Raw genomic sequence first — 14,450 nt, 5'->3', positions numbered from 1 at the left:
GAGCGTTGGTATAAAAACGCTCCGTTCTCTTTTTGGTTATTTTCTCAGTCAATGAAGCGGTATTTGAGCAAGGCCCAAACAGCTTCAAAAGCATCGCTAATCCCGATTTTCTTGCCTTCATCATAATCGCGGGGGTTGAACGAGATCGGCACTTCGAAAATGCGCACGCCGCGTTTTAGAATCTTTGCCGTAAATTCAGGCTCAAATTCAAAGCGTTTGGCGTGCAAGGGAATATCGGCAATCACTTCACGTTTAAAAACCTTATAGCCGGTTTCCATGTCGGTCAGAATCGTGTCATAGAGAATATTTGTCATCAGCGTGAGCAGCTTGTTTGCAAGCATATGCCAGAACATTGCCACGCGGTGCGGTGCGCCCAAGAAGCGGGAACCATAGACGACTTCGGCCAGGCCTTCTTCAATCGGCTGCAATAGCTTGGGATAATCGCGGGGATCGTACTCCAGGTCAGCATCTTGAATGAGCAGAATATCACCGGTAGCAGCTTTGATACCCGTGCGAACAGCCGCGCCTTTGCCCTGATTATGCTCATGCAGGATCACCCGGACACCATCCTTACCATCCAATTCTTGTAGAATCGCCCGCGTGCCATCGACGGATCCATCATCGACCAGAATGATTTCATCAGCCAATTGGGTTGCATAGACGCGCTTCAAAATCTCGCGAATGGTGTTTTCTTCGTTATAGATTGGGATCAATACGGTGAGGGTCATGGCGGCGATTATACCGCGTTTTTGGGGAGCTTTTTCGGGTGAGTTTTCCATGCGCGGCTTTTGAATGTTCAACCTGCGTGCTATAATCAGCATACGTTTCAGCTCATCTAGCCAACCGGGAGAGTCTATGACCGCGCTGAGTTCATCAAAGGGAGGTTTAAATCCTCCAACCGGCAAAGGGCCGTTTATACCCGCGCCGATCACAAAGGTAGAAGATACCGGGTTATCGCAGTTATGGTTGCAAGACCTGGTGCTCAAGGTTTTGTATTTTCAGGGCTATCTAACCGGTTTTCAGGTGGCCGAAACAGTGGCTTTGCCCTTTGCTGGAGTCACCGATCAAATTCTAAATGCACTAAAAAGAGAGAAATTTGTTGAGGTAAAGTCTTCCCAAATGGGGTTGGGTGAGGGGTCCTATCAATACGCTATCACTGGGGCCGGAATCGACCGGGCCCGCGAAGCACTAGAACGCAGCCAATATGCCGGGCCAGCGCCGGTTCCACTGGAAGTCTACAACCGCTCGATTCGCAATCAGCAGCGCGGGCGGCTGCGCGTCACTAGCCGGGTTCTGCGCCAGGCGCTCGCTCATCTGGTACTCAACGAAACAACATTCCAGCGCATCGGCCCTGCGGTCAATTCAGGCTCTTCAATTTTCCTGTATGGTCCGCCCGGGAACGGAAAAACCAGCGTAGCGCGCTCCGTTGGGCAAATGATCCTCAGTACTACTATGTATATCCCCTATGCGATTTATGTCGATGGTCAGGTGGTCAAACTTTACGATAATGTAAACCACAAACGCGCCCCGGAGAAAGACACCACGGCACGCGGCACCGGATCGCTACGCGCGGGTGCGCGGCGCGACACCCGCTGGGTGCTGATTCAGCGCCCCTTTATTATGACCGGCGGCGAGTTGACCATGGATGGATTGGACCTGGTATTCGATGACGTTAATAAATTCTATGAAGCGCCCTTCCAGGTGAAGGCCAACGGCGGCATTTTGCTGATAGATGACTTCGGACGCCAGCTTGTGCGCCCGCGCGATCTGCTCAACCGCTGGATTGTTCCGCTGGAAAACCGCATCGACTATCTGACCCTGCACACCGGGCGCAAGGTTGAAGTTCCTTTTGACGTGCTGATTGTGTTCTCCACCAACCTGCCCCCGAAAGACCTGGTGGATGAAGCTTTTCTACGGCGGTTGCGGCATAAAATTGAAGTCGGCGACCCCACCTATGAGGAGTATCGCGAAATTTTCCAGCGGATGGCGAAAGCCAAGGGGGTTGGCTATCGCGATCAGGGATTGGCGTATTTATTGCAGGAATGGTATATCAAACACAATCGCAAACTGCGTGCATCACACCCGCGCGATTTATGCGATCAAATCCTAGATATTAGCAATTTTATGTCATTTGAGCCAACTATGACCCGTGACCTGATTGATCGCGCCGCTCTGGCCTATTTTGTGGATTTGTAACCCGCAGCGATGTTTGAAAAACTTCCTACTCCCACTATTTTTGCTCACCGCGGCGCCAGCGCGCACGCTCCTGAAAACACCCTGGCAGCCTTTGAATTGGCCGTGCGCCAGTTTGCCGACGCAATTGAACTGGATGCCAAACTATCCGCAGATGGCGAAGTGATTGTCTTCCACGACCAAACCCTGGAACGCACAACCGATGGCAGCGGCTGGATACACGAACACTCTTTGGCGGCGCTGAAAGAGCTGGATGCGGGTTGTAGTTTCGATGTCACCTTTTGCGAAGAAAGAATCCCCACATTGGCCGAAGTTTTTGAAAGCGTCGGGCAAAAAACCTATATTAATATCGAACTCACCAATTACCGCAGCCCGCGCGACACACTCCCCGAAAAAGTGGTTGCTCTGATTGAGCAATACGGCCTAACGGAACGGGTTTTCTTTTCTTCTTTCAACCCGATTGCGCTGCGCCAGGCGCACAAGTTGCTGCCGCAGGTTCCCCTGGGGTTGCTGGCGCTCTCGGGGATTGGGGGCGCGTGGGCGCGCTCGGCCCTCGGGCGTAGTATCCCCTACAGGGCGCTGCACCCAGCCCTGAGCGATGTCACGCCGCGCCTGATTCACAAACAGCACCAGCACGGATGCAGAGTCCACGCCTATACGGTTAATCATCCGGAAGATATGGCTCGACTCTTCGCCTGGCAGATTGACGGGATCTTCACCGATGACCCGTTGCTGGCGCGTGGCATTCTCGAAAAATTGCCAAACCCCGAGGCAGCGGCCTGATGTTCACGCCTGCCGAAGTTATGGTAGCGTGTATGGCGCGTCAGGTAGAAAACGGCGAAGTCGTTGCGCAGGGGATCGCCACCCCGTTAGTCACGGCGGCCTATTTGCTCGCCCGCCATACACACGCCCCCGACTTGTATTTTGCCTCCGCCATTGGGCAGGGTATTTGCCAACATCCAGCCCCGCTGGGAATCGCCAGCATTGAAAGCCTGTGGCTTGACCGTTCTCTGAATAACGTGGGTTTTGTGCGCGCAGCGGCGGATATTTTGCCCAATTTGCGTCCAAAGGAATTTTTTCGCCCAGGCCAGGTGGATGCACACGGCAACTTCAACAACCTGGCCTTCGGCAATGACTATGCGAAGCCCCGATTACGCTTGCCGGGCAGCGGCGGCATCCCTGATGTGACCACGTTTATCAGCGATATTTACCTGTATGTGCCGCGCCACTCGCGGGTAACATTCGTCGAAAGGGTTGATTTTCGCTCCGGGCTGGGCTATCATCCTGAACGGCAGCATGGCGCGGGGCCGCGCTACCTGATCAGCGATCTGGGACAATTTGACTATGCAAACGGGCACATGCGCCTGATATCCTATCACCCCGGCGTCAGCATTGCACGTATTCAGGCCAAAACCAGGTTTGAGCTTGAAATTGCGCCGGATGTTCACGAAACAGAACCGCCCTCCACCGAGGAACTCGAACTCATTCGCCATGAGGTTGACCCGCTCGGTGTGCGCGACCTGGAGTTACTCAGCGGCAACGCCCGCCGAAAACGATTGCGCGAAATACTCGCGCAAGAACGTGTATAACCGAAAATAAGGACTACCGCTACTATAGCCTCACCTCCCTATTTTCGGGCTTCATTGGAGAAGGATCATTGAGAAGTTTTCGCCATACAAAACTGGCGCTAGTTTTGGCGTTGTTTTTGTTATTTCTGCCCTATATCTCCGGACAGGCCGCGCTTCCGATACAAGAAGGCAGCCCTGAAACGCGGGCGCAAGAACTGCTTGCCCAACTCACTCCGGAAGAACGCGTTGGGCAGCTATTCCTGGTCACCTTTCAGGGCACCGAAGCCGGATCGGAAACTCAAATCTATGATCTCATCACCAATCATTACCTGGGCGGAGTGATTCTCAGCCAGATCAACGATAATTTCACGATTGACCAAACCGCGGAAAATACCCGCTATCTCATCACAAAATTACAAAACAGCCGTTATTCCAGCAGCCAAACCGAACACAGCGACCCTATCAGTGCGGAGATGTTTTTACCCGCCAATATTCCCTTGTTCGTAGGCATCACCCAAGAAGGCGATGGCGCGCCGCGCTCCCAGATCCACCACGGAATTACACAGCTTCCCAGCCAATTGGCGATTGGCGCAACATGGAATCTCGACCTGGCTCAACAAATTGGTGCGCTGGCCGGACGGGAATTAAGCACCCTGGGATTTAATTTACTCTTCGGGCCTTCGCTGGATGTGTCCGATATTCCCAACCCGGACGGCGAAGGCGATTTGAATGTGCGCGTTTTCGGCGGCGACCCATATTGGGTGGGTGAAATGGCGCGTGCCTATATTACTGGTGTCCACGAAGGCAGCCAGGGGAAAATTGCTGTTGTTGGCACCCACTTCCCTGGGCTGGGCAGCGCCGACCGCCTGCCAGAATATGAAATCGCCACGGTGCGTAAATCGCTGGAACAACTTCAACAAATTGAATTAGCCCCTTTCTTTAGCGTTACTGGCAGCACTGAAGATGCCACAGAACGGCTCGACGCGCTGCTGGTATCGCATATTCGCTATCAGGGGTTGCAAGGCAATATTCGCTCAACCACGCGCCCGGTGAGTTTTGATCAACCCGCGCTCAACTTGCTGATGCAACTAGACCCCATCTCTGGCTGGCGCGAGGATGGCGGCATTATGATCAGCGATGATCTCGGCAGCCGTGCTGTGCGCCGCTTTCATGACCCCACTGAGCAAACTTTCAATGCCAGCCGATTAGCCCTCGATGCGTTTCTGGCGGGCAATGATATTCTGTATCTAAATAATTTTATTAGTAGTGACGACCCAGACGCCTACACAACAATTTTGGGCACGCTCGATTTTTTTGCCCAAAAATATCGCGCTGATCCTGTCTTTGCACAACGGGTGGACGAATCTGTATTGCGCATCCTGACGCTAAAATTCCGAATGTATGGCTTTTTCACGCCTAATCTGGTGCTGCCACAGGGCGATATTGCCGAGATCAATTCTGCCGAGTCGAAGCAAATCACCTACGAAGTAGCCCAACGCGCGGCCACCTTGCTCAGCCCGCCGCTTGACGAGTTAGATAATGTCATCCCAAATACCCCCAACCGCAACGACCGAATCGTCTTCATCACGGATACGTATGACAGCCAGCAATGTAGCGAGTGCCCGATTGAACCGGTGCTTTCACCCGATGCGTTACAGCAATCGGTTATCAGCTTGTTTGGCCCCAATGCGGGCAATCTAATCACCCCGGCGAATCTGAGTTCAATCACTTTCGCGCAACTCGCCAATATACTGGATAACAGCGACGAAGCGCAATCGGTCGAAAACAGCATTGGCCGCGCGCACTGGCTGGTTTTTACCATGCTCAATATTGATCTGGGCCGCCCGGAATCGCTGGCCTTACAACGCTTTCTGGCTGAACGCCCGGACCTCAGCAGCAATAAAAAAATCATCGTCTTCGCGGCCAACGCACCTTATTACCTTGATGCTACAGATATCTCCAAACTGACAGCCTATTTCAGCCTATACGGGAAAACATCGGCGTTTATGGATGTTGCTGCGCGTTTGCTTTTTAAGGAAATTTCCAACCCCGAGGGTGCACTGCCCGTCTCTGTTCATGGGATTGGCTACGACCTCATCACAGCGACTTCTCCCAACCCGGCTCATCCGATCCCCCTGAGAGTGGACACACAGCCCTTGCTCGTTGGTGATCCTGGCCTTCAAGCGACTCCTGTCTCTCGGTATGAGTTGGACGATACCATCCACCTGGAAACAGGCGTGATTCTCGATCACAATGGCAATCCCGTTCCAGATAATACGCCCGTGCAATTCATTATCACAATCAACGGACAGGAGATGCCCGCCATCAGCGTAATGACGCAAGCCGGTATCACAGCTACCGATTATCAATTCGTCCAGTCCGGCTTTATCAATATCAAAGCCACCAGCGGATCAGCAGCCTCCGTGGAAATTATCTTTGAAATCCCTGTTCCTGAAGGCCCCACACCAACCCCCACACCAGAGCCAACCGCAACACCAGAACCAACCGCCACGGCCACCCAACCGCCGCCCACGCCGCTGCCAACTCCCATGCCCGAAACACCTTCGACCAGTAGCCAGGTACTCGATTGGATTTTTGCTCTTGCAATTATCTTTGCCGTAGCCTGGGGCGCATCCCGCAGCGGAGCTTTGCGCGGACAGGTACGTCTGGGAGTGCGCTGGGGCTTTGCCGCCATTATTTCGGGGCTATTGACCTACACCTATGGCGCACTGGCCTTGCCCGGCAGCGCATGGATTGCAGAGGGGAATCACCCCTGGGGATTATTATTACTGGCTTTTCTTGGCGCGTTATTTGGATGGGGAGCTATGGTACTTTTCTTCAACGATCAACCTAAAAAATAAACCATACAAAAAGACGCTGGCTACTGCCAAAGGGTGGCGATCAAACTGACAAATAGCAGCCCTAATGAAATCCAGATCAGGCGGCGTTCAAACGGCGATGCGAGTAAATCGATCAGAGTGGGGGCAGGCATAAGCGACTTTGGCTGGTTGACCGGGTTCCAATCTCCCAACAATGCTTGCCGAAATGTTTCCATACTTTGCGGTCGTTCTTCCGGGTGCAAACTCATCGCCCACAGGATCGCGCGCTCTGTGCGCGGGCTTAGGGATGTGTTGATATCCCGCGGCAGGACAAGAAGCCCCGGCTGCAAGAAGCGATCACGCGCTTCCCGCGGAGATTGATTTGTGAGCATGTGATAGAGCGTGGCTCCAAACGAGAAAACATCGCTACGCACATCGGTATGACCGGCATCGCCGCCATATTGCTCCAGCGGCGTGTATGCGGCGGTGCCACGCCCTTGTACAACAGTTATCGTGATTTCATCGCTGGCAAGAATTTTCACCAAGCCAAAATCAACTAATTTAACCACCCCCGCGGGGGTGAGTTTAAGGTTGCTCGGCTTAATATCCCGATGCACAATGGAGGGTTCTTGCCCATGTAAATAGATCAACGCATCAGCCAATTGGGCCGCCCAAGTGAGCACTTCGCGCTCATCCAAAAATTCCTTTTTCAGGCGCGCTTCTGTCATCAGCACGCTTAGATCGCGCCCGGGAACAAAATCCATGACCAGGTAATCGCGTTCTTCAATGGCAAAAAAATCAGATACCTTAGGTAAATTCGGATGGTCCAGGCGCGCCAAAACTGTCGCTTCACGCAAAAATTGATCACGCGATTGTTGGCGCAGAGTTTCCGATATCTGCGGGTCATGAAATACTTCTTTCAAAGCGCATAAGCGCCCTTCCAGACGTAGATCATCCGCCAGATAAACACTCCCCATACCGCCCTGACCGATAATGCGGTTTATTTTGTAACGCTCTTTTAGAATATCTCCAGTATGATGTGGTACAGGCATATAACAATTTTCCCAAAGCAAAATTTTATGATATTATACTCGGATATGGTGTCGAATAACCACGATATACCAGTATTAATCGGGCATGAGGGCAATCTCGACGGTCAGCGCTGGATGCTAAGAGAAGACATTATCCTGGGCAGGGATCATGACTGCGGCATCACGATTCAGAACCGTCAGGTTTCCCGGCATCACGCACGAATATCGCTCACCCCAAATGGCGCCTTGCTTGAAGATCTCAACAGCAAAAATGGCACGCACTGCAACGGGGAACGCCTTACCGTACCGACGCCATTAGTAGACGGGGATGTTATCTACATTGCTTTGGCGCAAAAATTTGTTTATTTGAGTTCTGATGCCACTTTACCGATTGAATTGGAAGCCCCACTCCACCCCGCAGAGAATGTCAAATTGCGGATAGAAAAACGCTCTAGGCGGGTATGGATCAATAATATTGAATTGCTGCCGCCTTTGTCCGCATCACAATATAAGTTACTCGAGATTCTCTATGAAGAGAATGGCAATGTAGTTTCCAGGGAGATTTTGATGGCTACGGTCTGGGGTGATGATTCTGTTATGGACATCACGAATCAAGCCTTAGATGCGCTGGTACGGCGTTTGCGCGGGCGACTGGCCGAAATTGATTCCGTGCATACCTACATCGCCACAGTCCGCGGTCACGGACTGCGTATTGATAATCCCTCCCAAGAATAAATCAATAAAAGGTACACAGAAGGAGTCATTATGCTCAAAGAATTCAAAACTTTCATGATGCGCGGCAATGTGCTCGATATGGCAATTGGCGTTATTATTGGCGGCGCTTTCGGCGCCATTATTAAATCTCTCGTCAATGACGTTCTTATGCCGCCAATTGGGCTATTGCTCGGGGATGTAGACTTTTCAAACCTGTTTTTTATGCTGAAGTCCGGCGCAATCCCCGGCCCATACACCACGCTGGCACTGGCTCAGGAGGCCGGAGCAGTGACAATCAACTATGGCCTGTTCATCAACTCCATTATCATTTTCCTGATAATGGCTTTTGCGCTTTTCTTGCTCATTCGCGGTGTCAACCGCATGCAGAAGGAAGAAGAAGCTCCCCCTGCAGAACCCACCGAGAAAGAATGTCCATACTGCTTCACTACAATTCCGCTAAAAGCCACCCGTTGTCCACATTGCACATCGGAACTGTAAATCTATTCAAATGAGCCTGAAAATTGGGATCGTTGGCCTGCCAAATGTTGGAAAAAGCACTGTATTCAACGCGCTTACCCGCACGCAGAACGCCGAAGTCGCCAACTACCCTTTTTGTACGATTCAGCCCAATCGAGCGATTGTACCCTTGAGAGATACGCGCCTGATGCGCTTGAAGGAGCTCACAGGTGTACCCGAGGCCATCTTCGCCACAATCGAATTTGTGGATATTGCCGGTCTGGTTCGGGGCGCCAGCCGAGGCGAAGGGCTGGGGAATCAATTTCTGGGCAATATCCGTGATGTGGATGCGATTGTGCATGTGGTGCGCTGCTTTGATGATCCCAATGTGGTGCATGTCAGTGGGGAGTTTGATCCACGCATGGATATTGAAACCATCCAACTCGAGCTGGCCATTGCCGATCTGGAACAGCTTGAGCGTAAGATCGAACGTCTCACCAGCGCCATCAAAGGGGATCGAAATCTCATCCCGGTGATGGAAACCGCACAGGGGTTGAAAGCGCACCTCGAAAACGGCAACCCGGTTTCAAGTTTCCCTTCGAGCAATCCACTCACCTTACTCATCCAGGAATTGCGCTTCCTGACCGCCAAACCGGTCATCTTCGCTGCCAATGTGGACGAAACCGGGCTTGACGGCGCGAATTCCTGCATACAAATCATCCAGACCATTGCTACGGGGCAAAATTCTGAATTCGTTCTACTATGCGGCAAACTTGAAGAAGAACTCATCGGCATGACCCCGGATGAACAAAAAGAATTCCTGGAGTTGGCAGGCGCGCAAGAGAGTGGCCTCGAGCAGGTGATCCGAAAGGGTTTTGCAACGCTTAAATTAATCAGCTATTTTACAAAAAATGAACGGGAAGTGCGCGCCTGGCAAATTTTGTGCGGCACCAAAGCGCCACAGGCAGCCGGGATCATCCACAATGATTTTGAACGCGGTTTTATCCGGGCGGAGGTAGTACCTTTTGAAATTTTTGCCGAATATGGCAGTGATGCCGCCCTAAAAGCAGCCGGTTTGCTGCGTTCTGAAGGCAGGGATTATTTGGTACAAGATGGGGATGTGATTCTATTCCGTTTCAACGTATAAATTCGTTGGCTTTGTTCACAAGAAAAACTACAACAAAAAAAGAACAGCGGCATTTACGTCGCTGTTCTTTTTTTGTTGTGTGGTATAGGCGCTACCCTTTAATGTTTTTTTCCATAGAAAACTGTAAAGCGATGTTGAATACTTGTTGCAGTTGATTAGCCAATTCCAGTTGTTGTTCCCTTGCAGCACCCTGAGCCTGTTCGGCGCTGGTCTGAACCTGCGTCAATAAATTCATCAACAGTTCAGAGAGCTTCTGTTGGGTTTCCTCGGTTTGGGATTGCAACAAGTGCTTTACAGCATCTTCGTCATCTGCAAGTTCGAGTAATTGCTCAACAAATTCCATTTCGGGGGGTTGGGCGCTGAAAGATTCAAGCGCCGCCATAACCTCGCCAAGTTTTTCGGAGCGTGCCAAATCGCCAGCCTGTTGAGCTTCTTCGAGGGCTTCGGTTAATGCCTCCACAAATAATTCATCCACCGCGCCGAGATTGGATTGCAAGGCTGCAGCAATATCGTCTACTTCCAGTAGTGAATCCAGATTTTTACGGGCAAGCTGCTTGCGTTGTTCAAGCACACGATCAATCTCTTGGGTGAGTTCAAGTAATTGCGCGCGCAAAGCTTCCAGGCGTTGTTTTTCATCGCCCGCCGCCGAATCGATACGCTCACTCAATATCTGGAAAAATTGATAATCCAGGCCGGGGCGTACCATCTGCACATAGGCGCGGGTACGCGCAGCATTGGGCGAAGCGATGATCAAATCAAGCAATGTTTCGCGGGTTAGGGCCTGACCAATCGCTTCCAGCTCTTGCCGCGCGGCGTGAATTTCTTCGGCTTCCTTTTTGAGTTGGCGGCCTTTCGTGCTGTGCAAGAGCAGTGCTTCCTGTGTGGCGCGCAAACCCTCAGCGTTGGCGGAATCGTTGCTCATCAAGGCAACTTCTGCCAAGCGCGAGAAGAGGGTAAAGAAATCATCATCGATCAAAGCATCTTCTTGTTCGATCAGCGCCTTGCGCCCATCGAGCGAAGCTTCTAACAGGCGCTGAATCAGCCCCATGCGTTTTTCCTGCGCATCAAGCATCTCTTTACTAATCCCATCCGCTTCAAGAATTAATTCAATCATGCCCTTAAAAGTCAGCATCGTCTTGGGGCTAAAAAGATAGCCTTTGCGTTTTTCCTGGGGGAGATTATCAACAACTCTCTTAATCAGTGGCCCGACCAAACGCTCTTGCTCATTACGCGGCATATTGAGTTCGGGCGGGAAAAAGGTTAGCAACAATTCTTTATCAGGATCGTGATATACGATCGGGGTAGCTAGATTGCCCTGATACCCGCAATGGGGGCATTGCGCCAGGTTATACATCCCAGAGAGCAGGTTTTGTTTGGCTTGCGGCTCCTGAGCGACATCGAAAAGCTGGTTAACGTCCGCCATAATTGGTTGGCGGCAATTGGGGCAAGAGATTTGGGTTTGCGGCATGAATTAAACTCCGTAATTGAAATCCGAAATAACTATATGCAGTGCCTTATCACCACATCCATATTTCAGCATTAGAAAGGACTGTACAAGCCCCATAGGATAACACAAAAACCCTATCGCGGCAGCGAAAAACAAATGCGCGCACCATCCCCCGGACGCGGGTCTACCCAAATGCGCCCGCCGTGGGCTTCGATAATCGCCCGAGTAAGATATAACCCCAAGCCTGCCCCCTTGGTCGTGCGGCTGGCTTCATCGGCGCGGTAGAAGCGATCGAAAATGTGCGGAATATCCCCGGCAGCAATACCTGGCCCGTCGTCCTGCACACACATAATCACCTGATCGTTACGCACTTGCCCGCTCAGACGGATTTCGCCCCCCTCCGGGGAATATTTGATTGCATTTGAAAGCAGGTTGGAAAGTACCTGGCCGAGGCGAGCTTCATCGGCCATCACAATGGGAAAATCAGATGGAAAATCAACCTGAATTGTATGCCGCGCGATTTGTGTGCGGAAACGCTCAGCCAGCCGTTCAACAAAGGCATTCAATGCCAAATCTGCAAGATTCAACTTCAATCCCCCTGCTTGCAGACGCGAGGCATCGAGCAAATTCTCAATCATCGCGGTCAGGTGATCGGCTTCTTCCTCAATCACTTCGAGGCTGTCTTGCACAATTTCGTCATCCCAGGAAACATCATCGCGGCGCAAGGTGCTGGTGTAACCTTTTATCAACGCTACAGGAGTCTTTAGTTCGTGACTCACCACGGAAATAAAGGTACTTTTTAGTTCTTCGGCCTCGCGAAAATGGGTAATATCTCGAATGGTGGCAATGATATTGAGCAAAACGCCTTCGGGGGAAATCAGCGGGGCGTAGGTAATGCCCACGGCCAGAGGCACCCCGTTGGGGCGTTCGATATCCCCTTCGACATACAGAGTCGCGTTCGGGGTCAGCGGCCAACCTCCGGTTTCCGCTTCTTCGAGAGAGGTGCCCTGTTTGCGGCGAATCCAGCGAATAATATGATCGTGCGATTTGCCTTGTAATACTTCTGCTTTGTCTCCCCATAAACGCACAAAAGCCGGGTTGCAACGCTCGATGGTGTGATCGGGCGTTAATATCATGATGCCATCGGCAGCCGAATCCAATAGTGCATCCAGGCGTTGTTTTTCACGCCGCACCTGACTATAAAGTTGTGCGTTGTGAACGGCGATGGCCGCCTGATCGGCGAAACTCTGCAAGAGGGCGCGGTCGTTTGTTGAGAATACTGTACGATAGGCGCGGAAGATAAACGTCAGGCCAATCACGCGGTGCTGGGCAATCAGCGGTAGCGCAACGCCGGTAAGCAGGTTTTGACTGGCTGCGCGGGTGAGCGACTGCAACAAACGATTGACTTCGGGGATTTCAAAACGCGCCGGGTCATCGTTGTCGGGGACTTGCGCCAAGAGTGGGTTGAGTTGCTGTAAAAAGGCCCCCGAAAGACCATGCGACGCGGCTACTTTCCAGGCGCCCTGCTCACTACGCAAGGCAATCAGACCGGCCTGTCCAGCCAGCATTTCGACGGCAATCCGCAAGATTCGCTCGAGCAGTTTATCAAGCTCAAGCTCTTGCGTGATGGTGCGAGCAATATCGAGGAGAAAATCGCGTTGTCGACTGCGGAAATCGGGAAGCATAATTCTGTACCCAGTGTCCAGTATTCAGCAACCCGATCGACTGGTTACTGAATACTAATTATTATCCTATTCTTTCTCTGTCAGTGTGATGGCGTGCTCGAAGATCTGCAAGCCTTCATCCACTTCGGTCTCGCTGATGCTGAGGGGAGGCGCGAAGCGCACGGTGCTTTTGCCACATCCCAGCGTTACAAGGCCATGTTCGAAGCAATGTTCTTCCACGCGGTTGCGGAAGGTTTTAGCGGGCATGCGGGAGGCCTGATCTTTGACGAAATCGACACCAATCATCAACCCCAGGCCGCGCACCTGACCGATAGATTTATGCCGCGCCTGAATTTCTTCCAGGGCGTCTTTGGTATATTCGCCTACTTCCGCCGCGTTCTGGATAAATTCTTCTTGTAACAGGTCAATGGTTGCCAGGGCCGAGGCGCAGGCCAGCGGATTGCCGCCATAGGTATTGCCATGGGCGCCTTCGGGCCAGGTCATCATGCTTTTACGGGCAATCGTCGCCCCCAGCGGAACGCCAGAAGCAATGCCCTTCGCCGAGGTGACAATATCCGGCTCAACGCCAAAGTGTTCAATAGCCCACATCTTGCCGGTGCGTCCCATCCCAGCCTGGACTTCATCATCAATCAGAAGAATGCCATGCCGGTCACATAAATCGCGCAGCGCGGGGAAAAATCCCGGTGGAGGCACAATATAGCCCCCCTCGCCCTGCACTGGCTCCACCAGAATACCAGCCACATCTTCCGGCGGCACCAAACGGCCCAGAATTTCTTCTTCGATATACCGCACAACTACCTCGCCATAATCTTCGCCGGGGCGTGAAGCCAAAAGCGGGCGATAGGTATCGGGATAGGGCGCATGGTAAACGCCGGGCATCGAGGGGAAAAATCCGCTGCGATAAATCGATTTACTGGCCGTGAAGCTTAAAGCCCCCATTGTGCGCCCGTGGAAACCTCCCAGAAAAGCGATAAACTGGCTGCGGCCCGTGTGATAGCGCGCCAGCTTAACCGCGGCTTCAACGCACTCTGCACCGGAGTTAGATAAAAATATGCCTGCCTCTTCAGAAAATGGTGCGATTTCACTCAGCTTTTGGGATAAATCAGCCCAGGTAGAATGATAGAAATCGGAAGAAATATGCAAGAATTTCTCTGCCTGATCTTGAATCGCTTTAACAACTTTCGGATGCGCGTGCCCGGTTCCTATCACGGCTATCCCAGAAGCAAAATCCAGAAAGCGGTTGCCATCTACATCCCAAATTTCGCTGCCTTTTCCATGCGACATCACAAGGGGATGCGCCCGTGGATAAGACGGAGATACGTATTTGCTATCCTGTTCCAAGATTTTTTTGGCTTTCGGCCCAGGGATATTCATTTTTTGCATCAGTTTT

Annotated in this window: 12 protein-coding genes; 7 read left to right on the top strand and 5 right to left on the bottom strand. The window is 52.0% G+C overall.

Annotation, left to right across the window (positions count from 1 at the left end):
- Positions 1–44 precede the first annotated feature (44 nt).
- Positions 45–728 (bottom strand): glycosyltransferase family 2 protein, encoded by a 684-nt coding sequence (locus HN413_06275; GenBank protein ID MBT3389999.1) that lies wholly within the window; start codon positions 726–728, stop codon positions 45–47.
- 127 nt (positions 729–855) lie between these two features.
- Here HN413_06275 and HN413_06270 point away from each other — a divergent pair, with 127 nt between their 5' ends.
- The 4 genes from HN413_06270 (at position 856) to HN413_06255 (ending at position 6,622) form a co-directional block, all read left to right on the top strand.
- The gene (locus HN413_06270) at positions 856–2,196 is read left to right on the top strand and encodes an AAA family ATPase (GenBank protein MBT3389998.1); all 1,341 of its coding nucleotides are present in this window, start codon (positions 856–858) and stop codon (positions 2,194–2,196) included.
- A 9-nt stretch (positions 2,197–2,205) separates the two neighbouring features.
- A complete protein-coding gene (locus HN413_06265; protein ID MBT3389997.1) occupies positions 2,206–2,976 on the top strand; it encodes a glycerophosphodiester phosphodiesterase in 771 nt (256 codons plus the stop codon).
- Complete coding sequence (locus tag HN413_06260) at positions 2,976–3,782, top strand: hypothetical protein (GenBank protein MBT3389996.1); 807 nt, start codon at positions 2,976–2,978, stop codon at positions 3,780–3,782. The genes HN413_06265 and HN413_06260 overlap by 1 nt, the downstream gene beginning before the upstream one ends.
- 68 nt (positions 3,783–3,850) lie before the next feature.
- A complete protein-coding gene (locus HN413_06255) occupies positions 3,851–6,622 on the top strand; it encodes a hypothetical protein (GenBank protein MBT3389995.1) in 2,772 nt (923 codons plus the stop codon).
- 20 nt (positions 6,623–6,642) lie between these two features.
- Here the strand turns inward: HN413_06255 and HN413_06250 are convergent, their stop codons facing one another.
- On the bottom strand, positions 6,643–7,632 hold the full coding sequence (locus HN413_06250) for a serine/threonine protein kinase (protein ID MBT3389994.1): 990 nt from the start codon (positions 7,630–7,632) through the stop codon (positions 6,643–6,645).
- 27 nt (positions 7,633–7,659) lie between these two features.
- On the opposite strand from HN413_06250, the gene HN413_06245 reads away from it, so the two are divergent.
- From HN413_06245 to ychF, 3 genes are read left to right on the top strand one after another with little or no spacing between them, the layout of a single operon-like run.
- Positions 7,660–8,346, top strand: coding sequence for an FHA domain-containing protein (locus tag HN413_06245; GenBank protein ID MBT3389993.1), 687 nt, complete (start codon positions 7,660–7,662; stop codon positions 8,344–8,346).
- Positions 8,347–8,376: 30 nt separating this feature from the next.
- Positions 8,377–8,823 (top strand): large-conductance mechanosensitive channel protein MscL, encoded by a 447-nt coding sequence (gene mscL / locus HN413_06240; GenBank protein MBT3389992.1) that lies wholly within the window; start codon positions 8,377–8,379, stop codon positions 8,821–8,823.
- A gap of 10 nt (positions 8,824–8,833) precedes the next feature.
- Positions 8,834–9,928 carry a redox-regulated ATPase YchF gene (ychF, locus tag HN413_06235; GenBank protein ID MBT3389991.1) on the top strand — a complete coding sequence of 365 codons (1,095 nt, stop codon included), beginning with the start codon at positions 8,834–8,836 and terminating at the stop codon, positions 9,926–9,928.
- A gap of 91 nt (positions 9,929–10,019) precedes the next feature.
- Here the strand turns inward: ychF and HN413_06230 are convergent, their stop codons facing one another.
- From HN413_06230 to HN413_06220, 3 genes are all read right to left on the bottom strand, one after another.
- Positions 10,020–11,396: a hypothetical protein gene (locus HN413_06230; protein ID MBT3389990.1), complete on the bottom strand. Its 1,377-nt coding sequence runs from the start codon at positions 11,394–11,396 to the stop codon at positions 10,020–10,022.
- A 113-nt stretch (positions 11,397–11,509) separates the two neighbouring features.
- Positions 11,510–13,060: a GAF domain-containing protein gene (locus tag HN413_06225; protein MBT3389989.1), complete on the bottom strand. Its 1,551-nt coding sequence runs from the start codon at positions 13,058–13,060 to the stop codon at positions 11,510–11,512.
- 66 nt (positions 13,061–13,126) lie between these two features.
- Entirely contained in the window at positions 13,127–14,443 is a 1,317-nt protein-coding gene (locus HN413_06220) for an acetyl ornithine aminotransferase family protein (GenBank protein MBT3389988.1), read from the bottom strand.
- Between the last annotated feature and the right edge of the window lie 7 nt (positions 14,444–14,450).

This window comes from Chloroflexota bacterium, from assembly GCA_018648225.1.
Lineage (GTDB): Bacteria > Chloroflexota > Anaerolineae > Anaerolineales > UBA11858 > NIOZ-UU35.
Note: the sequence above shows the minus strand (reverse complement) of the source record. Positions and strands in the feature narration are given on the sequence as shown.